Source organism: Bradyrhizobium sp. MI1.4 (genome assembly GCF_055811315.1).
On sequence record NZ_JBVVPP010000003.1, the window covers coordinates 133,298 to 158,539 of the forward strand.

25 protein-coding genes are annotated in these 25,242 nt (G+C 63.3%); 18 read left to right on the forward strand and 7 right to left on the reverse strand.

The features are described 5' to 3' along the window. Window positions 1-9: 9 nt before the first annotated feature. From AC0L23_RS04880 to AC0L23_RS04900, 5 genes are all read right to left on the reverse strand, one after another. Window positions 10-999 (reverse strand): ABC transporter ATP-binding protein, encoded by a 990-nt coding sequence (locus tag AC0L23_RS04880; protein WP_085362289.1) that lies wholly within the window; start codon window positions 997-999, stop codon window positions 10-12. Next, window positions 996-1,982 (reverse strand): ABC transporter ATP-binding protein, encoded by a 987-nt coding sequence (locus AC0L23_RS04885; protein ID WP_085352225.1) that lies wholly within the window; start codon window positions 1,980-1,982, stop codon window positions 996-998. The genes AC0L23_RS04880 and AC0L23_RS04885 overlap by 4 nt, the downstream gene beginning before the upstream one ends. A gap of 88 nt (window positions 1,983-2,070) precedes the next feature. Next, complete coding sequence (locus tag AC0L23_RS04890; RefSeq protein ID WP_018457036.1) at window positions 2,071-3,042, reverse strand: ABC transporter permease; 972 nt, start codon at window positions 3,040-3,042, stop codon at window positions 2,071-2,073. Window positions 3,043-3,052: 10 nt separating this feature from the next. Then, window positions 3,053-4,033, reverse strand: coding sequence for an ABC transporter permease (locus AC0L23_RS04895; protein ID WP_085362290.1), 981 nt, complete (start codon window positions 4,031-4,033; stop codon window positions 3,053-3,055). Window positions 4,034-4,137: 104 nt separating this feature from the next. After that, window positions 4,138-5,733, reverse strand: a complete 1,596-nt coding sequence (locus AC0L23_RS04900; protein ID WP_085362291.1) for an ABC transporter substrate-binding protein — start codon at window positions 5,731-5,733, stop codon at window positions 4,138-4,140. Window positions 5,734-6,037: 304 nt separating this feature from the next. On the opposite strand from AC0L23_RS04900, the gene AC0L23_RS04905 reads away from it, so the two are divergent. The 6 genes from AC0L23_RS04905 to AC0L23_RS04930 are packed head-to-tail and all read left to right on the forward strand — an operon-like array spanning window position 6,038 to window position 13,683. After that, entirely contained in the window at window positions 6,038-6,295 is a 258-nt protein-coding gene (locus AC0L23_RS04905; RefSeq protein ID WP_007593837.1) for a DUF6489 family protein, read from the forward strand. Continuing rightward, entirely contained in the window at window positions 6,295-7,095 is an 801-nt protein-coding gene (locus tag AC0L23_RS04910; RefSeq protein WP_018457034.1) for an esterase/lipase family protein, read from the forward strand. Before AC0L23_RS04905 ends, AC0L23_RS04910 begins: the two co-directional genes overlap by 1 nt. Before the next feature lie 47 nt (window positions 7,096-7,142). Beyond that, window positions 7,143-8,693, forward strand: a complete 1,551-nt coding sequence (locus tag AC0L23_RS04915) for a WS/DGAT/MGAT family O-acyltransferase (RefSeq protein WP_085362292.1) — start codon at window positions 7,143-7,145, stop codon at window positions 8,691-8,693. 10 nt (window positions 8,694-8,703) lie between these two features. After that, window positions 8,704-9,699: an alpha/beta fold hydrolase gene (locus AC0L23_RS04920; RefSeq protein ID WP_085385882.1), complete on the forward strand. Its 996-nt coding sequence runs from the start codon at window positions 8,704-8,706 to the stop codon at window positions 9,697-9,699. Between the two features lie 45 nt (window positions 9,700-9,744). After that, window positions 9,745-12,978, forward strand: coding sequence for a bifunctional cytochrome P450/NADPH--P450 reductase (locus AC0L23_RS04925; RefSeq protein WP_085362293.1), 3,234 nt, complete (start codon window positions 9,745-9,747; stop codon window positions 12,976-12,978). Window positions 12,979-13,008: 30 nt separating this feature from the next. After that, window positions 13,009-13,683 (forward strand): spermine/spermidine synthase domain-containing protein, encoded by a 675-nt coding sequence (locus AC0L23_RS04930; RefSeq protein WP_085362294.1) that lies wholly within the window; start codon window positions 13,009-13,011, stop codon window positions 13,681-13,683. 29 nt (window positions 13,684-13,712) lie between these two features. Here AC0L23_RS04930 and AC0L23_RS04935 read toward each other — a convergent pair whose 3' ends face one another. After that, the gene (locus AC0L23_RS04935; protein WP_018457029.1) at window positions 13,713-14,177 is read right to left on the reverse strand and encodes a nuclear transport factor 2 family protein; all 465 of its coding nucleotides are present in this window, start codon (window positions 14,175-14,177) and stop codon (window positions 13,713-13,715) included. Window positions 14,178-14,326: 149 nt separating this feature from the next. Next, entirely contained in the window at window positions 14,327-15,241 is a 915-nt protein-coding gene (locus AC0L23_RS04940) for an alpha/beta fold hydrolase (RefSeq protein WP_085352154.1), read from the reverse strand. 170 nt (window positions 15,242-15,411) lie between these two features. On the opposite strand from AC0L23_RS04940, the gene AC0L23_RS04945 reads away from it, so the two are divergent. From AC0L23_RS04945 to paaE, 12 genes are all read left to right on the forward strand, one after another. Beyond that, the gene (locus AC0L23_RS04945; protein ID WP_018457027.1) at window positions 15,412-15,795 is read left to right on the forward strand and encodes a hypothetical protein; all 384 of its coding nucleotides are present in this window, start codon (window positions 15,412-15,414) and stop codon (window positions 15,793-15,795) included. Then, window positions 15,792-16,874, forward strand: a complete 1,083-nt coding sequence (locus AC0L23_RS04950) for a PHA/PHB synthase family protein (protein ID WP_085362295.1) — start codon at window positions 15,792-15,794, stop codon at window positions 16,872-16,874. Before AC0L23_RS04945 ends, AC0L23_RS04950 begins: the two co-directional genes overlap by 4 nt. Beyond that, the gene (locus AC0L23_RS04955; protein WP_018457025.1) at window positions 16,871-17,464 is read left to right on the forward strand and encodes a GNAT family N-acetyltransferase; all 594 of its coding nucleotides are present in this window, start codon (window positions 16,871-16,873) and stop codon (window positions 17,462-17,464) included. Before AC0L23_RS04950 ends, AC0L23_RS04955 begins: the two co-directional genes overlap by 4 nt. Before the next feature lie 201 nt (window positions 17,465-17,665). After that, window positions 17,666-18,121: a phasin gene (locus AC0L23_RS04960; protein WP_085395777.1), complete on the forward strand. Its 456-nt coding sequence runs from the start codon at window positions 17,666-17,668 to the stop codon at window positions 18,119-18,121. Between the two features lie 164 nt (window positions 18,122-18,285). Beyond that, a complete protein-coding gene (locus AC0L23_RS04965) occupies window positions 18,286-19,572 on the forward strand; it encodes a DUF445 domain-containing protein (protein WP_018457023.1) in 1,287 nt (428 codons plus the stop codon). A 201-nt stretch (window positions 19,573-19,773) separates the two neighbouring features. Then, on the forward strand, window positions 19,774-20,544 hold the full coding sequence (locus AC0L23_RS04970) for an esterase/lipase family protein (protein WP_085362298.1): 771 nt from the start codon (window positions 19,774-19,776) through the stop codon (window positions 20,542-20,544). A 92-nt stretch (window positions 20,545-20,636) separates the two neighbouring features. After that, window positions 20,637-21,503, forward strand: coding sequence for a phenylacetic acid degradation operon negative regulatory protein PaaX (gene paaX, locus AC0L23_RS04975; protein ID WP_085362299.1), 867 nt, complete (start codon window positions 20,637-20,639; stop codon window positions 21,501-21,503). 76 nt (window positions 21,504-21,579) lie between these two features. Next, the gene (paaA, locus tag AC0L23_RS04980; protein WP_473356775.1) at window positions 21,580-22,572 is read left to right on the forward strand and encodes a 1,2-phenylacetyl-CoA epoxidase subunit PaaA; all 993 of its coding nucleotides are present in this window, start codon (window positions 21,580-21,582) and stop codon (window positions 22,570-22,572) included. Between the two features lie 10 nt (window positions 22,573-22,582). Beyond that, window positions 22,583-22,870, forward strand: a complete 288-nt coding sequence (gene paaB / locus AC0L23_RS04985) for a 1,2-phenylacetyl-CoA epoxidase subunit PaaB (RefSeq protein ID WP_008136594.1) — start codon at window positions 22,583-22,585, stop codon at window positions 22,868-22,870. Then, the gene (gene paaC / locus AC0L23_RS04990) at window positions 22,870-23,640 is read left to right on the forward strand and encodes a 1,2-phenylacetyl-CoA epoxidase subunit PaaC (protein ID WP_018457019.1); all 771 of its coding nucleotides are present in this window, start codon (window positions 22,870-22,872) and stop codon (window positions 23,638-23,640) included. The genes paaB and paaC overlap by 1 nt, the downstream gene beginning before the upstream one ends. Continuing rightward, window positions 23,634-24,137, forward strand: a complete 504-nt coding sequence (gene paaD / locus AC0L23_RS04995; RefSeq protein ID WP_018457018.1) for a 1,2-phenylacetyl-CoA epoxidase subunit PaaD — start codon at window positions 23,634-23,636, stop codon at window positions 24,135-24,137. The genes paaC and paaD overlap by 7 nt, the downstream gene beginning before the upstream one ends. A 2-nt stretch (window positions 24,138-24,139) precedes the next feature. After that, window positions 24,140-25,222 carry a 1,2-phenylacetyl-CoA epoxidase subunit PaaE gene (gene paaE, locus AC0L23_RS05000; RefSeq protein WP_085352162.1) on the forward strand — a complete coding sequence of 361 codons (1,083 nt, stop codon included), beginning with the start codon at window positions 24,140-24,142 and terminating at the stop codon, window positions 25,220-25,222. Window positions 25,223-25,242: the final 20 nt, after the last annotated feature.

Below are 25,242 nucleotides of genomic sequence, written 5' to 3' on the forward strand. Positions count from 1 at the left end.
ACGCGCGCGTCACGCCGGTACCGGCGCGGTGTTGACCGCGTGGCAGGCGACGCCGTCGATCAATTCAGGTGCTTCCCTACGGCAGAGATCGAACGCCAGCGGGCAGCGCGGATTAAAGGCGCACCCGGACGGCGGGTTGATCGGGTTCGGGATCTCGCCCTTCACGGGGATGCGCTGGCGGCCGCTCATGGCAAGATCAGGCACGGCGCCAAGCAGCATCTTGGTATAGGGCATGCGCGGATGGGCAAACAGCTCGCGGCCTTCCGCGATCTCGACGATGCGGCCGAGATACATCACACCGACGCGGCTCGCCATGTGGCGGACGACGGCGAGGTTGTGGCTGATGAACATGTAGGTCAAGCCGAACTTGTCCTGGAGGTCGCGCATCAGGTTCAGGATCTGCGCCTGCACGGAGACGTCAAGCGCGGAGGTCGGCTCGTCGCAGACGATAAACTCCGCGTCGGAGGCGAGCGCGCGCGCGATCGCGATGCGCTGACGCTGGCCGCCCGAGAATTCGTGCGGAAATTTCAACCTGTCGTCGGGATGCAGGCCGACGAGGGTGAGAAGCTCTCCGACCCGCGCCTGGATGTCGCGCTCGCCCTCGATCAGGTCGAACGCGCGGATTGGCTCGGAGATGATGGCGTCGACTCGGAAGCGTGGGTTCAGGCTCGCATAGGGATCCTGAAAGATCATCTGGATGCGGCGGCGCAGTTTCCGCCGCGCCTGGGCCTGCCGCGGATCGTTCATTGAGATGCCGTCGATCAAGACGTTGCCGGAGCTTGGCGGCAGCAAGCCGACGACCATCCGCGCCACCGTGGTCTTGCCCGAGCCGGATTCGCCGACCAGTGCAAAGGTCTCGCCCTTCCTGATGTCGAAGGTGACGCCATCGACGGCCTTGAGATATTCGAGCTGCCCGCCTTCGAGCATGCGGTTGAGCCAGGGTTTCGAGACGTCGAAGACGCGGCGCAGATTCGTGGCCTGGATGAAGGGAGCGCTCATGCCGCGCTCTCCGCCGGCACGCCGTCATAGAGATGGCAGGCGACGGCTTGCGTGCCGCGCGGCAGCGGCTCCGGCCTCTCCACGCGGCATCGGTCGAATGCGAATGCGCAGCGCGGATTGAACGAACAGCCGCGCGGGATCGCCGACAGGCGCGGCATGGAGCCGGGGATCTGCACCAGACGCTTGTCGTCGCCGGCAAGCGTCGGGATCGCTCCCATCAGGCCCTTGGCGTAGGGGTGCAGCGGGTTCCTGACCACGTCCTGCACCGGACCGATCTCGGCGACGCGGCCGGCATACATCACCGCGACCCGGTCGGAGGTCTCGGCGATCACGCCCATGTCGTGGGTCACCAGCATCACCGCAGTGCCGTGATCGCGGCCGAGACGCTTGATCAGCGAGATGATCTGCGCCTGCACGGAAACGTCGAGCGCGGTGGTCGGCTCGTCGGCGATGATCAGCTCCGGTTCGGCGCAGATCGCGAGCGCAATCACCACGCGCTGGCGCATGCCACCGGAGAATTCGTGCGGATAGCCGTCGATGCGCTTTTCCGGAGCCGGGATTCCAACTTCGGCGAGCAGGTCGATGGCTCGGCGGCGGGCGGCGGTCTCGGACAGGTTCAGATGCGTTCTGATCGTCTCGATAAGCTGGTCGCCGACGCGGTAGAGCGGATTGAGCGAGGTGAGGGGGTCCTGGAAGATCATGCCGATCCGTTTTCCCCGGATACGGCGCAGCTCCTCTGCCGGCAAATTGTCGATGCGCAGGCCCGCAAGGCGAATCTCGCCGCCGGCGATGCGGCCCGGCGGATCGATCAGGCCGATCACAGCCAAGCCCGTGACGGACTTGCCGGCGCCGGATTCGCCGACCACGCCGAGTACCTCGCCCTTGGCGATGTCGAAGGAGACGCCATCGATGGCGCGTAGCGTGCCGCGGCGGGAGGCGAACTCGACCTGAAGATTACGCACGGAGAGGATGGGGTCGGTCATGAGCGAGACGCTCTCATCCAGGTTTTGCTCATCCGAATCATGCTCATCCAAGTCTCGCTCATCCGAGTCTTGCTCATCGAAATGTTGTTCATCGGAGCTTCGGGTTGAGCGCGTCGCGCAGCCAGTCGCCGAGCAGGTTGATCGACAGGATCAGGGCAGCGAGCGCGATACCAGGGAAGGCCACAATCCACCATTCGCCCGCGAACAGGTAGTTGTTGCCGATGCGGATCAACGTGCCGAGCGAGGGCATTGTGTCGGGCAGGCCGACGCCAAGGAAGGACAGCGTTGCCTCGGTGATGATGGCGAGCGCAAGGTTGATCGTGGCGATGACCAGGATCGGACCCATCGTGTTTGGCAGCACATGGCGGAACATGATCTTTGGTGCGGGAAGGCCGATCAATTGCGCGGCCGCCACGTAATCCTTGTTCTTCTCGACCATCACGGAACCGCGCACCGTGCGGGCATACCCGACCCAGAAACTCAGGCCAATCGAGATCACCAGCACCACCAGCATGCTGGTTGCATCCAGCCGGTTGCCGAGGATCGATTTGGCGATGCCGTTGACCAGCAGCGCGATCAGGATGGCGGGAAAAGTGAGTTGCACGTCGGCGATCCGCATGATCACGCCGTCCACCGCGCCCCCGAAATAGCCGGCGACCAGGCCAAGCGCGATGCCGAGCGCGCCGGCGAAGATCACGCCGGCCACGCCGACGGCGAGCGAGATGCGCAGCCCGTAGAGAATGGCGGAGAACACGTCGCGGCCCTGCTCGTCGGTGCCGAGCAGGAACGGGCTCTGCCCCTCGGCGGTCCAGAGCGGTGAGATCCGGGAATTCATCAATTGGAGCTGTGCCGGATCGAACGGGTCCTGCACCGCGAGCGCGGAGGCAAAGATCGCGAGCAGGAAGAACAGCACGGTAATGACTGCCGCCACCATGGTCAGCTTGGATCGGCGAAACGAATAGAAGATGTCGCTGTTGAGTGCGCGACTGAACCAGCTGCGGGCGGCATGCGTCGGCAGCGTGCTCGGCTTGTCGGGATGAGAGGCGACCACTTCGGACATACAGGCTGCCTTATGTGGCGCGGCCGACGGTCGCGCGCAGGCGCGGATCGACGACGGTGTAGAGGATGTCGACCACCAGATTGATGGTGACGAAAATCAGTGAGACCATCAGCAAGTAGGCGGCCATAATCGGGATATCGACGTTTTGCACGGCCTGTACGAACAGAAGTCCCATGCCGGGCCATTGGAACACGGTTTCGGTGATGATCGAAAATGCAATAACCGAGCCAAACTGCAGGCCGGCTACCGTGATCACCGGAATCAGCGTGTTCTTCAGCGCGTGGCCGAAATGAATGGCACGGGTTGTCAGCCCGCGGGCGCGGGCAAAGCGGATATAATCTGTCCGAAGCACTTCCAGCATCTCCGCGCGCACCAGTCGCATGATCAGGGTCATCTGGAACAGGCCGAGCGTGATCGAGGGCATGATCAGCGCCTTCAGGCCCGACAATGTGAGCAGGCCCGTGGTCCACCAACCCAGCTTGACGACTTCGCCCCGGCCGAACGAGGGCAACCAGCCCAACGTCACTGCGAACAGGTAGATCAGAAGGATGCCGATCAGGAAAGTCGGCAGCGAGATGCCAATCAGCGAAACCGCCTGGAATAATTTGGCGAGCAGGGTGTCGCGCCTGAGCGCCGAATAGACGCCCATCAGGATGCCGGAGATCATTGCAAATACGGTCGCGCAGATCGCAAGTTCCAGCGTTGCCGGCATACGCTCCATCAACAGCGTCGAGACCGGCTGGCGGAACTGATAGGAGACGCCGAACTTGAATTGCGCCGCATCGGCGAAATAGCGCACGAACTGCACCGGCACGGGATCATCGAGGCCCAGCGACTTGCGCACGGCGGCGCGTTCGGCCGCCGGCGTATCAAGCGAGACGATCTGGTTGATGGGGTCGCCGGCGAAGCGGAACATCGAGAACGCGATGATGCCGACGGCGAACATGACGCCGATGGCCTGAACGGCCCGGCGAAGAGTGAAAGCGAGCATGCCTTCCACTTTCCTTGAGTGTGCGTCTGGCCGACGTCTTTGTCAGCCGAAAAAGGAAAGGTCCCGGTAGCCTGACGCTGCCGGGACCTTGTGTTCAACTGACGCTATTCCTTCTTGGTCGCCCAGTGGAACATGACCAGATTGTCGGCGCGCTGCGGCAGGTTGACCTTTTTCGATACGCCCCAGGCCAGCGCCTGCTGGTGCAGCGGAATATAAGCCCAGTCCTTGATGCTGATCTCATACGCTTGCTTGATCAGCTGGTTGCGCTTTGTGGTCTCGGTTTCGACCAGCACCTTGTCGGTGATGGCGTCGAATTCCTTGTTGCAATAGCCGCCGAGATTGGCCTCGCCGCGCGATGATTTCGCATCGTCGCGACAGCCCATGATGTCGTAGAGCACGTTATGGGAGTCCATCGTGCTCGGCGTCCAGCCCAGCATGTAGAACGAGGTCTGATAGCCGCCCTGCTTCAACACCTTGGCGAAGTATTGCGCCTTGGGCTGCGCCAGCAGATTGATCTTGACGCCGATGCGGGCAAGCATGCCCACGACGGCCTGGCAGATCGCCGCGTCGTTGACGTACCGATCGTTCGGGCAATCCATGGTGACCTCGAAGCCTTCGGGGTACCCGGCCTCGGCCAGGAGCTTCTTGGCACCATCTGGATCGAACTTCGGCCGGGTGAACTCCTTGGACAGCACGAACAATTCCGGAGCGATCATCAGCGCCGAGGGCGTGGACAGCCCGCGCATCACCCGCGTCTTGATCAGCTCGATGTCGATGGCTTTGTAGAAGGCTTCGCGGACCTTGACATCCTTGAACGGGTTCTTGCCCTTGATGTTGGAGTAGAGCAGCTCGTCACGCGTCTGATCGAATCCGATGAAGATGGTGCGCAACTCAGGGGCCTTCAGCACCTGGGCATTCGGGCTCGCATCGACGCGGGAGATGTCCTGGATCGGCACCGGCTCGATCACGTCCACTTCACCCGAGAGCAGCGCGGCGACGCGGGTGGCATCGGACGAGATCGGGGTGAAGATAATCTCCTTCAGGTTACCTTCCATCTTGCCCCAGTAGTTGGGATTGGCCTTGAACACGGTCTTCACACCGGGCTGATGGCTTTCGATGATGAAGGGACCGGTGCCGTTCTCGTGAAGCGAGGCATAGCTCGGAGAGGTCGCGGACACCGGCGTCGGCTCGACCGCTTTGTTCTCCTCAGCCCATTTCTTGTCCATGATGTACCAGACATCCCACGACGAATTTAGGATGGGATTGGGCGAGGGCAGGACGAAATCGACTGTGTAGTCGTCGACCTTGACGACCTTGACGTTGGGCGCCAGCCGGGTCTGCATGTTCGAGTTCTTGTTGCGGACGCGATCGGCGGAGAACAGCACGTCGTCGGCGGTGAAGGGGTCGCCGTTATGAAATTTGACGCCCTTGCGCAAATGGAAGCGCCAGCGGGTCGGCTCCGGTGTCTCCCAGCTCTCAGCCAGCGCCGGGATGATCTTCAGGTCCTTGTCGCGCGCGGTGAGGCCTTGATAGACGTGACCGAGATGAGCGTGCGTGGTGGACTCGTTCAGCGAATACGGATCAAGCGACTTGAGATCGCCCTGGTTGGCGTAGCGCAGCGTCTGGCTCGACGCCGGCGAGACCGCCAACGCAAGCATACTGGCGAGCGTCGCCGCAAACAGACTTCGTCCGACTGACATTCTTGACCTCTCCACTCGCCCGCACCGTCATTTTTGATTGTTCGGCGGGGCTGATCGAACCATGTTGCCCAGAGTTCTCGACCCGTGCAAGCGCCATTCCAGCAAGGAACGCGCCAAGTTGCACCGCTGTGCAGCAATGCTGACCGGCATGACGGGAGGACGGGCGCGGCCGCGGCCGATTTTGATTGACCATATCCGCCGATCGGGGAAGCCGGAGCGCCGCCACCGGCTTCAGGTCGCTTGCGTTGTACACCGCCTCGCGGCGATACTGCAGTAGGCCGCTCGAATCTCATCTGGAGGGGACATGAAAGTTAACATCGAAATCGACTGTACCCCCCTCGAAGCCCGTCAGTTCATCGGATTGCCCGACCTGGCACCAATGCAGACGGCGGTCATGGACAAGCTGCAGCAGCAGGTTCTGAGCAACATCGACAAGGTCTCGCCGGAATCGCTGATCCAGAGCTGGTTCACCTTCGATCCAAAGCTTGCCGAGCGATTTCAGGACATGTTCGTCACCATGGCCGGCCTCGGCGGCACGCGCAGCGGCGATAAGAAGAAATAATGCCGCCCGGTCCGGACGGGCCGCAGACCTCAGGCCGGCTTCGTCCGCCGGGCCTTGCTTTGCTGCTCGCCGAAGCCCGTGGGTTGCTCGAACTCAACGCCAGCCTGCTGCTGTCGCCGGTCCTGATGCGGGCGCCAAAAGGCGACGGCCATCCGGTGCTGGCGCTGCCTGGCTTCCTCGCCAGCGATCTCTCGATGGCGCCGATGCGGCGCTATCTCAGCGAGCTTGGCTATGAGGCACATGCCTGGCGGATGGGCCGAAATTTCGGCGGGTTCGGACGGATGCGGGATTCGTTGCGCGCCCGTCTAGCCGAAATCCATGCTGCGAGCGGCCGCAAGGTCAGCCTGGTCGGATGGAGTCTCGGCGGCGTCTATGCGCGCGATCTCGCGCTCCAGGCGCCCGACATGGTCCGCAATGCCATCACGCTCGGCAGCCCTTTTGCCAATGACATACGGGCGACCAATGCGACGCGGCTCTACGAGATGATGTCCGGCGAGCGTGTCGAGGATTTCGCCGAGCTGCGCGTGGCGATCGCCGGCGATCTTCCGGTGCCGGCGACGTCGATCTATTCGCGCGCCGACGGGATTGTGAACTGGCGGACCTGCCTGCTGCGTCCCTCCGACCGTGCCGAGAACATCGAGGTGCACCTGGCGAGCCATATCGGGCTTGGGGTGAATCCCGCGGCGCTGTGGGCCGTGGCGGACCGCCTTGCGCAACCGGAGGGAGAGTTCTGGCCATTTGACAGGGCAGGGCCGTTTGCCATTGCATATGCCCCGCCGGAACAGGCAGTATCGGCCTGACGAGAAGCGCCGCCTAAGGGCGCCCGTCAAATACTCGGGAGGGAACTATGGCTGACGGTAAGAAGCTGTCGTCGCTGGACGCGTCGTTTCTCTATCTGGAAACGCCGGAAATGCCGATGCATGTCGGGAGCATGGCGATCTTTCGTCTGCCGGACGACTACAAGGGCGACTTCTTCGAAGATTTCAAGGCGATGATCGTCTCGCGCCTGCACATCGCGCCGATCCTCAAAGCGCGGCTGGAGAAGGCGCCGCTCGATATCGATCATCCCTCCTGGATCGAGGACGATCAGTTCGACATTGACCGTCACATCTTCCGCGCCAGCCTGCCGCAGCCGCGCGACCGCGCTACGCTCGAACGCATCGTGGGCTGGATGCACGCCAAGCTCTTGAACCGTGCCCGCCCGCTCTGGGAGTTCTACGTGTTCGAGGGCATGAAGGACAACGAGGTCGGGCTCTATTCCAAGATGCATCATGCCGCCATCGACGGCGGCGCCGGTGCGGCGCTGACCAACATGATCTACGACATCTCGCCGATCCCGCGGAAGGTCGATCCGCCGACCGCGGGAGCGAAGCCCGGGCAGGAGCCGCGCGACATCGCAGCGAACCTGGTCGATTCCTACCAGCAGCTTTTCACCCAGCCGCTCGATGCATCGGCGGCCGCGAAGAATCTGCAGCTGCCACGCACCGGCAAGAGCGATATCGGTTCGATCCTGTTCGACAATGCGATGTACCAGATCGAGAGTGCGGTGCGCTTTGCCGGCAACATCCCAACCATGGTCAAGAGCGTCTCGGACGTGCTCGGCAAGATATCCGATCCAAAGTCGCGCGAGAGCCTCGCCAGCATGGTCTCGCCGCCGACCATGCTCAACAAATCGATCTCGTCCGAGCGCAGCTTCGCCGGTGTCTCGATTTCGCTGTCGCGATCCAAGGCGCTGGCCAAGCAGGCCGGCGGCAAACTCAACGACGTCGTGCTGGCGCTCGCTTCCGGGGTGGTCCGGCGCTACCTGCAGCAACATGGAACGCTGCCGGCGAAGTCCTTGACCGCTGCCGTACCGATCTCGCTGCGCGAGGAGGGCAACACCGACGCCAACAACCAGGTGTTCGGCATGATCTGTTCGATCGCAACCGACATCGACGATCCCAAGGCACGCCTGGAAGCCATTATCGCGCAATCGACCAAGTCCAAGGAGATGTCGCATCCGCTGCGGGCTCTGATGCCGCAGATCTCCAATATCTCGATGCTGGGCGCGCCGATTGTCGTGCAGATCATGGCGTTGCTCTACAGCCGCTCCGACTTGTCGAATGTGTTGCCGCCGGCTGCGAACATTACGGTGTCCAACGTGCCGGGGCCGCGGCAGACGCTCTACGCCGCGGGCGCGGAGCTGTTGCACATCTTCCCGGTATCGATCTCGACGCACGGACAGGCGCTCAACATCACCGTGCAGAGCTATCGCGACCAGCTCGATTTCGGCTTCATCGTCGGCGCCAACATCATTCCGCACGTGCAGGTGATGTGCGACATGCTGCCGGAAGAATTCGCCGCGCTCGAGGCTGCCTATGCTTCGCCCGCGGCGGACATCAAGGGCGCCGCTGAGTAGGAATGTTCCGATGATTGAAATGCCACCGCTCAAGTTCGTACAGACGAACGGAATCCGCATGGGCTATTACGAGGCGGGCCCGGTTACAGACAAGCCGCCGATGGTGCTGTGCCATGGCTGGCCCGAACTCGCATTTTCCTGGCGCCACCAGATCAAGGCGCTGAGCGAGGCCGGCATCCGCGTGATCGCGCCGGACCAGCGCGGCTACGGCGCGACCGACCGGCCAGAGCCGGTCGAGGACTACGACATCGAGCACCTGACCGGCGATCTGATCGGCCTGCTCGACCATCTTCAGATCGACAAGGCGATCTTCGTCGGCCATGACTGGGGCGGTTTTATCGTCTGGCAGATGCCACTCCGGCACATCGACCGGGTCGCCGGCGTGGTCGGCATCAATACGCCTCATACCAACCGCGCCTGGGCCGATCCGATCGAGCTCCTGCGCGCGCGCTTCGGCGAAAAGATGTATATCGTGCAGTTCCAGGATCCCGCGCGTGAGCCCGACAAGATCTTTGGCAGTCGCGTCGAGCAGACCTTCGATGCCTTCATGCGCAAGCCCGTAGCGCGCCCGGCAGATGCTCCGGCGGAGGAAGTCGTCGCGGGTGTCGGTGCCTCCCCGCGACTGAACCTGGCATTTCCGCAGATGATCGCGGGCTACGATGCGAAGCACGATCCTCGCACGCCGATCCTGTCGCCGGAAGAGAAAAAGGTGTTCGTGGACAATTTCACCAGGACGGGCTTCACCGGCGGCATCAACTGGTACCGCAATATGTCCCGCAACTGGATGCGCGCCGAAGGGCTCGATCATACGGTGCGCGTGCCGTCGCTGATGATCATGGCCGAGAACGACGCGGTGTTGCCGCCGTCTTCCGCCGATGGCATGGACAAGCTGATCCCCGATCTGGAAAAATATCTGGTCCGCGACAGCGGCCATTGGACGCAGCAGGAGAAGCCGGAGGAAGTCAGCGCCAAGCTGATCGAATGGCGTAGAAGGCGGTTTGGCTAGCTCGCAACGACGGCGTTGAATACCGAGGCAGGGGAAGCACTTTTAATGTCATCGAAGAACCGTCTGGACCCGATCCCGCAGCCGCCGACCAAGCCGGTGGTCGGCAACATGCTGTCGCTGGATTCGGCCGCACCGGTGCAGCATCTGACCCGGCTTGCCAAGGAGCTGGGGCCGATCTTCTGGCTCGACATGATGGGCTCGCCGATCGTGGTCGTCTCCGGCCACGATCTCGTCGACGAGCTCTCCGACGAGAAGCGTTTCGACAAGACGGTGCGCGGTGCCCTGCGGCGGGTGCGCGCGGTCGGCGGCGACGGCTTGTTCACGGCCGACACCAGGGAGCCGAACTGGAGCAAGGCGCACAACATCCTGCTCCAGCCTTTCGGCAACCGCGCCATGCAGTCCTATCACCCGAGCATGGTCGACATCGCGGAGCAGCTCGTGGGCAAATGGGAACGGCTCAACGCCGACGACGAGATCGACGTCGTCCACGACATGACGGCGCTGACGCTGGATACGATCGGCCTGTGCGGCTTCGACTACCGCTTCAATTCGTTCTACCGGCGCGATTACCACCCCTTCGTCGAGTCGCTGGTGCGCTCGCTCGAAACCATCATGATGACGCGCGGCCTGCCGTTCGAGCAGCTCTGGATGCAGAAGCGGCGCAAGACCATGGCTGAAGATGTCGACTTCATGAACAGGATGGTCGACGAGATCATTGCGGAGCGCCGCAAGGGAGGCGAGGCGACCGACGACAAGAAGGATATGCTTGCGGCGATGATGACGGGCGTCGATCGCTCGACCGGCGAGCAGCTCGACGACGTCAACATCCGCTACCAGATCAACACGTTCCTGATCGCAGGCCACGAGACCACCAGCGGCCTGTTGTCCTGCGCGCTCTATGCGTTGCTCAAGCACCCCGACATTCTAAAAAAAGCCTATGACGAGGTCGACCGCGTCCTCGGTCCCAATGTCGACGTGCGTCCGACCTATCAACAGGTCACGCAGCTCACTTACATCACGCAGATCCTCAAGGAGGCGCTGCGGCTATGGCCGCCGGCGCCGGCCTATGGCATCTCCCCACTGAACGACGAGGCTGTCGGCGGCGGTAAGTACAAGCTCAGGAAGGGCACGTTCACCACCATCCTGGTGACCGCGCTGCATCGCGATCCCTCTGTCTGGGGTCCCAACCCGGATGCGTTCGATCCGGAGAATTTCAGCCGGGAGGCGGAAGCCAAACGGCCGATCAATGCCTGGAAGCCGTTCGGCAACGGCCAGCGCGCCTGCATCGGCCGCGGCTTCGCCATGCACGAGGCCGCGCTCGCGCTCGGCATGATCCTCCAGCGCTTCAAGCTGGTCGACCACCAGCGCTACCAGATGCATCTGAAGGAAACGCTCACGATGAAGCCAGAAGGCTTCAAGATCAAGGTCCGTCCGCGCGCCGATCGCGAGCGCGGCGCCTATGGTGGACCTGTAGCGGTGTCGTCGGCGCCGAAGGCACCGCGCCAGCCCACCGCGCGTCCCGGCCACAACACGCCGATGCTCGTACTTTACGGCTCCAATCTCGGCACCGCCGAAGAGCTGGCGACGCGGATGGCCGACCTTGCCGAGATCAACGGCTTTGCCGTGCATTTGGGGCCGCTCGACGATTACGTCGGCAAGCTGCCGCGGGAGGGCGGCGTCCTGATCATCTGCGCCTCCTACAACGGCGCGCCGCCGGACAATGCGACACAATTCGTCAAATGGCTCGGCGACGAGCTGCCGAAGGATGCGTTTGCCGATGTGCGCTACGCCGTGTTCGGCTGCGGCAACAGCGACTGGGCCGCGACCTATCAATCGGTACCGCGCTTCATCGATGAACAATTATCGGCGCATGGTGCGCGCGCGGTCTATCCGCGTGGCGAAGGCGATGCGCGCAGCGATCTCGACGGCCAGTTTCAGAAATGGTTCCCGGCGGCCGCCCAGGTCGCGACCAAGGAATTCGGCATCGACTGGAATTTCACCCGTACCGCGGAGGATGATCCGCTCTACGCGATCGAGCCGGTCGCGGTGACCGCCGTCAACACCATCGTCGCCCAGGGCGGCGCGGTGGCCATGAAGGTGCTGGTCAATGACGAGCTTCAGAACAAGGCCGGTTCCAATCCGTCGGAGCGCTCGACGCGCCACATCGAGGTGCAGCTGCCGTCCAACATCACGTACCGCGTCGGCGATCATCTGAGTGTGGTCCCGCGCAACGATCCGACGCTGGTGGATTCGGTTGCCCGTCGCTTCGGCTTCCTGCCGGCCGACCAGATCAGGCTTCAGGTCGCCGAAGGCCGCCGCGCGCAATTGCCGGTCGGCGATGCCGTGTCAGTGGGCCGCCTGCTCAGCGAGTTCGTCGAGCTCCAGCAAGTGGCGACACGGAAGCAGATTCAGATCATGACCGAGCATACGCGTTGTCCGGTCACGAAACCAAAACTGCTGGCCTTCGTTGGCGAGGAGGCTGAAACACTCGAGCGTTATCGCAGCGAGATTCTGGCCAGGCGAAAATCGGTGTTCGATCTGCTGCTCGAATATCCGGCCTGTGAATTGCCGTTCCACGTCTATCTGGAAATGCTCTCGCTGCTGGCGCCGCGCTATTACTCGATCTCGTCTTCGCCGTCGGTCGACCCGGTTCGTTGCAGCGTCACGGTCGGCGTGGTTGAAGGACCGGCCGCCTCCGGCCGCGGCACCTACAAGGGTATCTGCTCGAACTATCTCGCCAATCGACGCGCGGGCGACGTTATCCATGCAACCGTGCGTGAGACCAAGGCCGGCTTCCGGCTCCCGGACGATCCATCCGTGCCGATCGTCATGATCGGCCCGGGCACGGGACTGGCGCCGTTCCGCGGCTTCCTCCAGGAGCGCGCCGCGCGCAAGGCCAAGGGCGCGGCCCTCGGCCCGGCCATGCTGTTTTTCGGCTGCCGGCATCCCGATCAGGATTTTTTCTACGCGGACGAGCTGAAGGCGCTGGCGGCGAGCGGCATCACCGAGCTGTTCACGGCGTTCTCGCGCGCGGAGGGACCGAAGACCTATGTGCAGCACGTCCTCGCCGCCCAGAAGGACAAGGTCTGGCCGCTGATCGAGCAGGGCGCGATCGTCTATGTCTGTGGCGACGGCAGCAAGATGGAGCCCGACGTGAAGGCGGGGCTGGTCGCGATCCATCGCGAGAAGAGCGGCAGCGATGCCGCCACGGCTGCCCGCTGGATCGAGGAGATGGGTGCGAAGAACCGGTATGTGCTGGACGTATGGGCGGGTGGATAACCCGGCAGCCGGACGTGCTAAAGCTCTCGCATGATTCCCTGGGAAAAGATCGACACCGCCAAAATCCCCGGCTCCGATGAAGAGCTTCGCCTGATGCGGCGAGGCAAGGAGTTCTCCATCAAGCTCGGCACCAACGAGCTGATGAACAACCGCCTGTCGGGCTCGGAGGCCGCGCTCGCCACGCTCGCGGCGAAGCAGATCGAGACGGTCGCAAAACCTGTCGTCCTCATCGGGGGCCTGGGCATGGGTTTTACGCTGCGTGCGGCGCTGACCGTGCTCGGAAGCAAGGCGAAGATCGTTGTCTCCGAGCTCGTGCCGGCGGTGGTCGCCTGGGCGCGGGGTCCGATGGCGCAGGTGTTCGGCGACAGTCTCGATGACTCCAGGGTGAGCATCCGGGAAACCGACGTTGGCGAAATCATCCGGGCGCAGCGGTCGGCATTCGATGCCATCCTCCTCGACGTCGATAACGGGCCGGAAGGGCTGACCCGGAAGGGCAATGATGCGCTCTACAATGCGAGCGGGTTGAAGGCGGCGAAGACGGCGCTGCGGACGGGCGGCGTGCTCGCGGTCTGGTCCTCGGGGCCCAACCCGGCCTTCACCAAGCGGCTCGGGAGCGCCGGATTCGACGTCAACGAAGTCAATATCCGCGCCACCGGAAGAGGCGGTGGCGCACGTCACGTGATCTGGCTGGCCAGGAAGAGCTAGGCCGCTTGCCCAGCAACCGGTTCGATCCGTCAGAACATCGTGTTGTTGTTCGCCGGATTTTCCGGGATCGGTTGCACGACGTCCCAGTGTTCGACAACCTTGCCGTTCTCCAGCTTGAAGATGTCGACGATCGCATTGCCCCTGCTGCCGGGCTCGCGTACCGCGTGAACGTGCAGGATGACGTAGTCGCCATCCACGAAGCTGCGCTTGATCTCGCTGTGCGAGTTCGGGAATTTATCCCGGAGGAAGCCGATGAACTTTCGGAATCCGTCCGGACCATCGGCCGCGTTTGGATTGTGCTGGACGTAGCGGTCGCCGACATAGGCGAGGGCTGCATCGGCGTCCTTTTGGTTGAGCCCCTTCTCGTAGAACGCAAGGACAGTTTTGCGATTGGCTTCTTCTTGCGCGCCACCCGCCATCGCGGCGCCGCTGGCGAGGGACAGCGTGAGGACTGAAGCAGCGACGATTGCGGCCGACCGGACGATGAGATGCATGTGAACTCCGAGAGGCCGCGGCCTCTTTGTTGGCGATTGAGGTTCTCAGCGATTGAAGGAGGCCTGTATAGCTTTCGCACCGGCACGCGTTAAGAGAGTAACCGGCAGCTCACATGGTCACCGTGAGGAGACTGTCTGCGTCGGTCAATCTACGCCGCCTGCACCTCCGCGCCATGGGCGTGCTTGGCGATGGCGTCGATGATGTCCGGCCAGAACCGCATCGGCAGCGCGTGGCCCATGCCGTCGATCATCAGCAGCTTGGCCCCCGGAATTGACTCTGCCGTGTCCCTGCCGCCCTCGGGGCGGACCAGCGGATCGACGGTGCCGTGGATGACGAGTGTCGGCGTCTTGACGCCATGCAGCCGCTCCTTGCGGCTACCCGAGGCGAGCACCGCGCGGAGCTGCCGGCCGACACCGGCCGGATTGAGCCCGCGCGCGAACACGCGCTCGGCACGACCGGGATCGAGCGCCTCTTCCTCCGGGAAGGACCCGGCCCGCAACACGTTCCAGGTCTGGCCGTAGCGGACGATGAACTCCTCCTTGCTGCGCGGCGGCGGCGCCATCAGCATCGCGGCGGCCTCGCGTGTCGGGGGCGGCAGGCGCGGATTGCCGGTCGTCGACATGATCGAGGTGAGCGAGCGCACCCGCTCGGGAAACGACAACGTCACTTCCTGCGCAATCATGCCGCCCATGGACGCCCCGACCAGGTGCGCCGACTTGACGCCGAGCGCATCCATCAGCCCGACAGTGTCTTTTGCCATGTCGATCAGCTTGTAGGTTGCGGCCACGGGAATCCTGAGAAACCGGAGCTTCAACAGCTCGAGCGGCGTCAGACGCTTGCCGCCTGTGAGATGGCTCGACTTGCCGATGTCGCGATTGTCGAACCGGATGACGCGAAAGCCGTGCGCGGCGAGCTGCTCACAGAACGCATCGTCCCAGTGGATCATCTGGGCGCCTAACCCCATGATCAGAAGCAGCGGCTCGGCATTGTCGTTGCCGAAAGTCTCGTAACAGATGTCGATGCCGTTGGCGTGGACGGTTTGCGGCGGATGATAGGCGTTCACGGGTGCGTTCCCTCGGCTTTTGATTAATGCTGTATCGCACGGTTTCCCCTCGCAATGAAGCCGCGTCCGCGACACCGGACCCGCTGCTTGCCGGTTGACCGGCACCGCGCAACGGTGTGGTATGGCGAAAAAGGAAGGGCATCGAAGCTCTCGCTTTCAGGAGGACGCCGATGACCGACAAAAGCAACGACCCCATTGCCATGTGGCAGAAGATGGTTGGCGAGATGGAGAAGGGGTTCAACTCCTTCGCCAATCAGGCCATGTCGTCGCCCGAGTTTTCGCAAGCCGTGAACCGGGCCGGCGGCGTTGCTGCAGGTGCTCAGAAGCAGCTCGGCGACCTCATGGAGAAATATCTGGTCTCCATGAATCTGCCGAGCCGGGACCAGGTCACCGGCCTTGCGGAACGGCTACAGTCCATCGAAGGACAGATCGGTGAGATCAAGTCGATGCTGAGCCAGATGGCGGCAAGTTCCGGAATTTCTCAGGGCTCCGATACTGCATTGCGCCCGCCGCGCACCAAGCGCCCGCCGTCTGAAGGCGGAGAGAAGACATGAATGCACCCGCCGGATTAGACTTCGCAGGGATCCCGGAGCGCATCCAGTCCGAGGTGCAACGCGCCATCCAGAGAAGCATCAAGGGCGTCGAATATTTCTCGACGTCCGGCCCCACGCTCGGGTCGACGCCGAAGGACGTGCTGCATTCACGCGGCACGATGAGCCTCTACCACTATCGACCGATGTCCGACGAGATCTATCGAATTCCGATTTTGATCGTGATGGCGACCACCAATCGCGGTTACATTCTCGACCTCGTGCCCGGCCAGAGTTTCATCGAGTTCCTGTTGAAGCGCGGCTACGACGTCTACATGCTCGACTGGAGCGCGCCACGGCCGGAGGAGAAGAGCCTCCGCATGGAGGATTATGTCCTCGACTTCATCCCGGACTGCATCCGCCGCGTGCAGCAGGATTCCGGCGAACAGGACGTCTCCGTCATCGGCTATTGCTTCGGCGGCGTGCTGTCGCTGCTCTACGGCTCGATCCACAAGGATGGGCCGATGAAGAATTTGATCTGCTTCACCACGCCGATCGACTTTCGCGAGATGAAGCTGTTCTCGAACTTCTCCGACCGTCGCTATTTCGACGTCGATCGCCTCGTCGACAGCGTCGGCAACGTGCCGCCCGAGATGATCCTGTCGTCGTTCGAGATGCTGCGCCCGGCCTCCCGCACCGTCAGCCAGATCCAGCTCTGGGAAAACATCTGGAACGACGAGTTCGTCAAATCCTACCGGATGTTCGACCGCTGGGCGACCGACACGCTGCCGCTGGCCGGCGAATATTTCCGCACCATCACCAAGGACCTGATGTGGGACAACAAGCTGTTCAACGACACCATGTCGGTCGGCAGCCGTGCGGCGAAGCTCGAGGACATCAAGGTGCCGTTCCTGCATGCGGTCGCCGAGCATGACCACATCGTGCCGTATGAGGCGGCAAAGCACCTGATCGCCAAGATCGGATCGGAGGACAAGGAGGAGGTGATGCTGAAGGGCGGTCACGTCTCGCTGGTCGCCGGCGCCAATGCGGTGAAGCGGCTGTGGCCGAAACTGGATTCCTGGCTGGGGAAGAGATCGACATGAGTGAGCAGCGTTCCTATCCGCGCCATGTGAAGACGGACGCGGGCGATATCGAGATCCGCCTGATGTCCCCGGCGGACGAAGCCGCGGTGCTCGCCTTCGGCAAGGGCCTGCCGACCCACGACCTGTTGTTCCTGCCGCGCAACATCAGTGAGCCGAAGGTGCTCTCCGCCTGGGTCAAGGAGATCGCGCGCGGCGCGATCACGAGCCTGCTCGCGGTCAGGGACGGCACGGTCGTCGGCTGCGGCACGCTGGTGCGCGATCCGCACTCCTGGTCGCCTCATGTCGGCGAGATCCGGATGGTGGTTTCGCTCGACGTGCGCGGGAAGGGGGTGGGAAGGACGCTCTCGCAGGAGACCTTCGCCCTCGCGCTCGGGGCCGGCCTCGAGAAGCTCTCGGTCCAAATGACGGTCGATCAGCAGGCGGCGATCACGCTGTTCGAGAGCCTTGGCTTCAAGGCCGAGGCACTGCTGCGCGACCATGTTCGCGACGTCGACGGCAAGACCCACGATATCGTCGTGCTCGGGCACAACATCGCGCAGGTCCAGGCCCAGATGGAGGCCTATGGGCTGCCTGGCGCCGTCCAGCATTGAGAACCGCTGGGCGGGTGTTCGAAAATCCGGATGGTCAGGGAGGCGCCAGATGCCTCTCATATGGCTATTCACGGTTTCGTGATATTGCACTGCAATATGAATATTGCATCGCACAATTAATTATGGCATATAAGCCGTGCCCCGGGCCAAAACCGGACGGGGTGAGCCCATAGCTCAACCAATGAGGATGGAGAGACCCCAATGACCACCGAAACCAACATCGCTTTCGAAGGCTTCAAGGACGCGTTCAAGAACATCCAGAACCTGGAAGTTCCCGAGGCCGCCCGCGAGTTCGTCAAGAAGTCCGCCAACACCGCCAAGGACCGTGCTGCCGAGGTGTTCGCTGGCTCCGAGCGCGTGACTGCCGCCGTCGAAAACGCGGTGACCGAGTCCGTCACCGAAGCCGGCAAGATCAGCCGCAACATCCAGCAGGCGATCTACGAGGACGCCGAGGCGTTCTTCGCGGGCATCGACAAGCTCGCGTCCGCCAAGTCGTTCAGCGAAGCTGTCGAGATCCAGTCCGGCCTGCTCCGCGCCCGCGGCGAAGCGTTCGTCTCGCGCGCCAAGGCGACCACCGACTATTTCGGCAAGCTCGCCGCTAACGGTGCGAAGTCCGTTCAGGACAATTTTGCCAAGGTCTACAACAAGACCGCCTGATACGGCGCCCCGAGTAAAACTGATTTTGAGGCCCGCTTCGGCGGGCCTTTTGTTATTCCGCCGTAGCCGTCATTGCCAGCGAAGCGAAGCAAACCAGTCTGCCTCCGTGGAAAGACTCTGGATTGCTTCGCTTCGTTCGCAATGACGGATAGGGTGATGCCGTGATGACTCCATCAGGCGCCTTCTCTTTCGACACTCCCGGCGACGCCGAACGCGCAGCCGAATTGCGCCGCGTGAAAGCGCTGGCGACGCTGGTGCTGGGCTCGACGCTTGTCCTGTTCGTCGTTGCGAAATGGCTGCTGCCCGTACATCCCGTGTTCGGATTCATCGCGGCCTTCGCCGAAGCCGCGACCATCGGCGGGCTCGCCGACTGGTATGCGGTGGTCGCGCTGTTCAAGCGTCCACTCGGCCTGCCGATCCCACACACCGCGATCATCCAGAGCAACCAGGCCCGTATCGCCGACAAGCTCGGCGAGTTCATCCAGGTGCATTTCCTCGAGGCCGCTCCCGTCGAGGCCAAGCTGAAGGAGATCGATTTCGGCTCCTTCGTCGCCGACTGGCTGCGCGATCGCAAGCGCAGCGATGACCTCGCGCGCTTTGCGCTGCGCCTGCTGCCGGAGGCTGTCTCCGCGACCGAGAGCTCCGGTCTGATGACCTTCATCATCCGCCGCATGTCCTCGCAGCTCCAGGCCGTCGATCTGGCGCCGCTCGCGGCCGGCACGTTGCGCGGCTTCGTCGCGGAAGGGCGGCACCAGATCCTGTTCGACGATCTTCTGCGCGTGATGCACGAGACGCTGAACCAGACCGAGACGATGGCGATCATCCGCGAGAAGGTGCGCGCGGAATTGCCGACCTTGCTCAGGCTCTATCGCGCCGACAAGTTTCTGGTGAACAAGATCGTGGCCTCCGCCACCGCGTTCTTCAATGAAGTGCGCAGCGATCCCAAACATCCTTTTCGCGGCGAGTTCGATCGCATGGTGCTGAGCTTCGTCGACCGGCTCGGCACCGACCAGGCCTATATCGACCGCATCGACGGCTTGAAGCGCGATCTGCTCGCGCGTCCCGAGCTTGCCGATCTCGCCCGCACCGTCTGGGCCAATACGCGGTCCTTCATCGAACGTAGTGCAAGCGGCGAGACGCAGGTGCTGCAGCATCATCTCGCGGGCATGTGTGTCGCGGCGGGCGAAGCGCTTGCGGGCGATGCCGAGCTGCGCGGCGAGATCAACAAAGGGCTGGTCGCGGTGCTGCGCAGTTTCGTCGCGGACCAGAAGAGCGGCGTCTCGACCTTCATCTCCGACCAGGTCAAATCGTGGGATATGGCGCAGCTGATTTCGCTGATCGAAATCAACATTGGCCGCGACCTGCAATACATCCGCTTCAACGGCTCGCTGATCGGCGGGCTGGCGGGTCTTGCGCTTTACTCCGTAGAATTCCTGCTTCGATTGTTGTGACTTTTGCGTCACGGACGCTGGCATTAACGCGCGGGCCTATTGTGGCCCGGGGTGTCTCCCGCTTGAATGTCGGGAACCCGCTGCCTAGCTGATTCATGTTGCGTTGCGGAACGATCAAGAAGCCGGCGTGTTGGAATCCCATACCCATTTGCCGGCAAACAACCGGTGGCCTTTTCAGCAATTTTCCCAAGGGGACCTTGGATGACCGCTACTGCCCAGACGCTGAGCCCGCCGTCTCGCACCCTGATGTTCCTGGAAGGGCGAGCGATCCACGAGTTCGGCGCCTTCCTCGGCGCGCTGCCGCTGCTCAGCCTCGCGCCGCGCGGCGATGGGCATCCGGTGCTGGTTCTGCCGGGCCTCGTGGCCTCCGACGGGTCCACGCGTGCACTGCGCACCTTTCTGTCCGGCAAGGGCTATGCGGTGAGCGGCTGGCGCCAGGGCCGCAACTATGGCCTGCGCGAGGGCGTGCAGCACGCGATGGTGGATCTGGTTCAGGAGCTCAGCGACAGGCACGGCCGCAAGATCAGCCTGGTCGGCTGGAGCCTCGGCGGTCTCTATGCGCGCCAGCTCGCCAAGATGATGCCCGACCGCGTACGCCAGGTGATCACGCTCGGCAGCCCCTTTGCCGGCGATCCGCATTCGACCAATGCCTGGCGCGTCTATGAATGGGCGAGCGGGCGGAAGTCCAACGAGGTCGATCCGCAGTTCGGTGGCGATCTCGCCGTTCCGCCGCCGGTGCCGACCACGGCGATCTTCAGCCGCACCGACGGCGTCTGCGCCTGGCAGGGCTGCGTGGAGAAGACGGGCGCACAGACCGAGAGCATCGAAATCGAGAGCAGCCATTGCGGCATGGGCCATCATCCCGCCGCCGTCTTCGCGGTGGCTGATCGCCTTGCGCAGAAGGAAGGCAGCTGGCGGCCCTTCGACCGCAGCGGCTGGCGCAGCGTGGTCTATCCCGATCCGCATCGGTAATTCTTTGCCTCTCTCCGTAAGAACGGGGCAAGGGAGAAGAGCGTCGCACCCGTCCATTGTCGTGCCCGCACCAAACGCGCTATGCCTCGCGCATGGCGCATCCGTTGTCCCGCATCATCGATCAGCTCAAGCGCGAGCCATCGCGCACCGGCTCTATCGTCATCACGGTATTCGGTGATGCCATCGTGCCGCGTGGCGGTTCGGTATGGCTCGGCACGCTGCTGGAATTCTTCGAGACCCTGGACATCGACAGCGGCGTGGTGCGTACCGCGATGTCGCGGCTTGCTGCCGATGGCTGGCTGACGCGCGAAAAGGTCGGCCGCAATAGTTTTTACCGCTTGGCCGACAAGGGCCGCCAGATCTTCGCGGCCGCGACGCGGCATATCTACGATCCGCCGCCGTCCGACTGGACCGGGCGCTTCGAGCTGCTTCTGATCGGCAATGGGGAGGATCGCGATGCCTCGCGCGAGGCGCTCCGCAATGCCGGCTTCGGCAGCCCGCTGCCGGGCGTGTGGGTCGCCCCGTCAGGCGTGCCAGTGCCCGGCGAGGCCGCGGGCGCCATCCGTCTGGAGGTCTCGGCCGAGGATGACAGTGGTCGCCGGCTGCTCAGTGCGAGCTGGCCGCTGGATCGCACCGCGGACGCCTATCTCAAGTTCATGAAGACGTTCGAGCCGCTGCGCGCCGCGATCGCGCGCGGCAGCGACTTGTCCGAGGCCGACGCCTTCACGGCGCGCATCCTCCTGATCCACCATTATCGCCGAGTCGTGCTGCGCGATCCGCTGCTGCCCGAAAGCCTGCTTCCGGCGAACTGGCCAGGCAAGGCCGCCCGTGCGTTGTGCGGCGACATCTATCGCGCGCTGCTTGTCCCATCGGAACAATGGCTTGATGGTCATGGGACCAATGAAAAGGGGCCATTGCCGCTGGCGCGGAAACTCCTGGAGAGGAGATTCGAGACTTGATTGTTATGTTACAGAAATATCTTGCGTGATCTGATTCTTGTTATATATTGCCTCTCAATAAAATGGGAGGATGCGCATGTATACCCAGGCGCTGAACACGGCCGAGACCGATGATCGCGGTCTCGAGGATGCGGCCAACGCTGCGCAGTTCCAGACGCGCATCGATGCCGAGGAGCGCATCGAGCCGAACGACTGGATGCCGGCGGCTTATCGCAAGACGCTGACCCGCCAGATCTCCCAGCACGCTCATTCCGAAATCGTCGGCATGCTGCCCGAAGGCAACTGGATCACGCGCGCGCCGTCCTTGCGCCGCAAGGCCGCGCTGCTCGCCAAGGTGCAGGACGAGTGCGGCCACGGGCTTTACCTCTATGCCGCGGCCGAGACGCTCGGCACTTCGCGCGAAGAGCTGGTCGACGCCATGCTCGCGGGCAAGGCAAAATATTCCTCGATCTTCAATTATCCGACGCTGACCTGGGCCGACATCGGCACCATCGGCTGGCTGGTCGACGGCGCCGCGATCATGAACCAGATCCCGCTGTGCCGCTGCTCCTACGGTCCCTATGCCCGCGCGATGATCCGCGTCTGCAAGGAGGAGTCGTTCCACCAGCGCCAGGGCTACGAGATCATGCTGACGCTGTGCCGTGGCTCGGACGAGCAGAAGGCGATGGCGCAGGATGCCTTGAATAGGTGGTGGTGGCCGGTGCTGATGATGTTTGGCCCGCCCGATGCCACCAGCCAGCACAGCGACACCTCGACGAAGTGGAAGATCAAGCGCTTCTCCAATGACGAGCTGCGGCAGAAGTTCGTCGACGCCACCGTGCCGCAGGCGCAATATCTCGGCCTGACCATTCCCGATCCCGGCATGATTCAGGACGCCGATGGGCACTGGCGCTACAGCGAGATCGACTGGACCGAGTTCAAGCAGGTGCTCGCCGGCAACGGCCCATGCAACCGGGATCGCATCGCGGCACGCCGCAAGGCGCACGATGAGGGCGCCTGGGTGCGCGAGGCGGCAGCTAACTATGCCGCAAAGCGCACGCAGCGTCGAACTGCACAAGCGGCAGAGTAGGGAGATTGCGATGGCCACGCCGAACACGCCGCTGTGGGAAGTCTTCATTCGCAGCCGCAACGGGCTCGCGCACAAGCATGTCGGCTCGCTGCATGCGAGCGACGCCACGATGGCCTTGCAAGCCGCCCGCGATATCTACACGCGTCGCGGTGAGGGCCTTTCGATCTGGGTGGTGCCGTCGACGGCGATCACCGCAAGCGATCCCGCCGAGAAGGGCATGATGTTCGAGCCGGCGGAATCAAAGATCTACCGCCACCCGACGTTTTACGAGGTGCCTGAGGAAGTAGGACACATGTGATGGCGAACATCGAGGTCTCCGAAACACCGCTGGTGCTCTACGCATTACGCCGCGCCGACGACGCGCTGATCCTCGGCCACCGCCTGTCGGAATGGTGCGGGCATGCGCCGATGATGGAAGAGGACATGGCGCTCTCCAACATCGCGCTCGACCTCATCGGCCAGGCCCGCGAGCTCTACACCTACGCAGCCAAAGCCGAAGGCAAGGACAACGACGAAGACAAGCTCGCCTACCTTCGCGATGTCAGGCAGTATCGCAATCTGCTGCTCCTCGAGCAGCCGAACGGCGACTTTGCCCAGACGATGGTGCGGCAGTTCTTCTATTCCGCCTTCGCCGATCTCTACTGGCGCGCCATGATGACCTCGCGCGATACGACGCTCGCTGCGATTGCCGCGAAGTCGGAGAAGGAGAGTGCCTATCACTTGCGGCATTCCTCGGAGTGGATGATCCGGCTCGGCGACGGCACCGACGAGAGCCATGCCCGCGCGCAAGCTGCGATCGACCATCTCTGGGCGTTCACCGGCGAGATGTTTGCCGTCGACGACGGCGAGCGCGCCTTGATCCATGCCGGTATCGCCGTAGACCCAGGGACCTTGCGGGGTCGCTGGCTGACGACACTTTCGGATGTGATCGGCGAAGCAACGCTCAAGCTGCCGCAGAACGACTGGATGCAGCAGGGCGGTCGCGTGGGCCGGCACAGCGAGCATCTCGGCCATCTCCTCTCAGAGCTGCAATCGATACAGCGTACCTTCCCGGGGCAGACATGGTGACGGTGCTGGAGCCCCATAGCGACCTGCGCCGACGGGCCTGGGATGCCGCGGCGAGCGTGGTCGATCCCGAAATCCCGGTTTTGACCATCGCCGATCTCGGCGTGCTTCGTGATGTCGTCCTCGACGGCGATCAGGTCGAGGTCGCGATCACCCCGACCTATTCGGGCTGTCCGGCCATGAACATGATCGCGCTGGAAATCGAGGTCGCGCTGGAGCGCGCCGGTTTCCGCAGTCCAAAGGTCCGCACCGTGCTGTCGCCGGCCTGGACCACCGACTGGATGAGCGAAGAGGGCCGCCGGAAGCTTCATGCCTACGGCATCGCACCGCCGCAGGCCTCGAATTCACGCCGCGCGCTGTTCGGCGAGCAAGCCGTTGTGTGCCCGCAATGCGGCTCGGCGAATACCGAGCTGCTGTCCGAATTCGGCTCCACCTCCTGCAAGGCACTCTGGCGCTGCAGGGCGTGCCGCGAACCCTTCGATTATTTCAAGTGTCATTGACCATGTCAGCAGTCGCACCACGCTTTCATCGCCTGGCCGTCAACGACCTCCGCCGCGAGGCGTCGGACGCCATATCGCTGACATTCGCCATCCCGACGGAGCTTGCGACCGACTACGCTTTCACGCCCGGTCAATACCTCACACTCCGCACCATGCTGGATGGCGAGGAAGTGCGCCGCTCCTATTCGATCTGCTCCGGCCCCGACGACGGCGAGATACGGATCGCCGTCAAGAAGGTTGATGGAGGCGCGTTTTCGAGCTGGGCAGCGGACGATTTGAAGTGTGGCGACGCGCTGGACGTGATGACGCCCACGGGACGCTTCGGCGTGATCCCGCCGGCCGGCGGCGGCCGCATCCATGTCGGCTTTGCCGCTGGGTCCGGCATCACGCCGATCCTGTCGATCGTCAAGGGCGTCCTCGCGCGCGAAGCCGACAGCCGCTTCTTCCTGTTCTACGGCAATCGCACGACCGACAACATCATGTTCCTCGAGGCGCTCGAAGAGCTCAAGGATCGCTTCATCGACCGCCTCTCGATCTTCCACGTCATCTCGGGCGAGGAACAGGACATTCCGATCCTGCACGGCCGGCTCGACGGCGACAAGGTGAGGGTGCTGCTGCGCTCGCTGGTACCGGCGGAAAGCGTCGATCACGTCTTCATCTGCGGTCCGTCCGGCATGAGCGAGGACATCGAGGCGACCTGTCGCGATCTCGGCATCGCGGAGGAGCGTATCCATGTCGAGCGGTTTGTCTCGGAGTTCGGTGGCAAGCCGCGGCCGAAGAAGATCGTTGCGCCGGACGCGCCGCCGAAAGCGATCGCGTCGCTGATCATCGACGGCAAGCGCCGCGACGTGCCGGTGGCAGAGGACGAGGCGATCCTCGATGCCGCGCTACGCGCCGGTGTCGATCTGCCCTTCGCCTGTAAGGGCGGCATGTGCTCGACCTGCCGTGCCAAACTGGTGGAGGGCGAGGCGCCGATGGACATCAACTACTCGCTGGAACCCTGGGAGCTGAAGGCCGGCTTTGTCCTGACCTGTCAGGCCAAGCCATCGTCGGAGCGGGTCGTGGTCGACTACGACCACGTTTGACAGTTTTAGCCAGGCAGCAG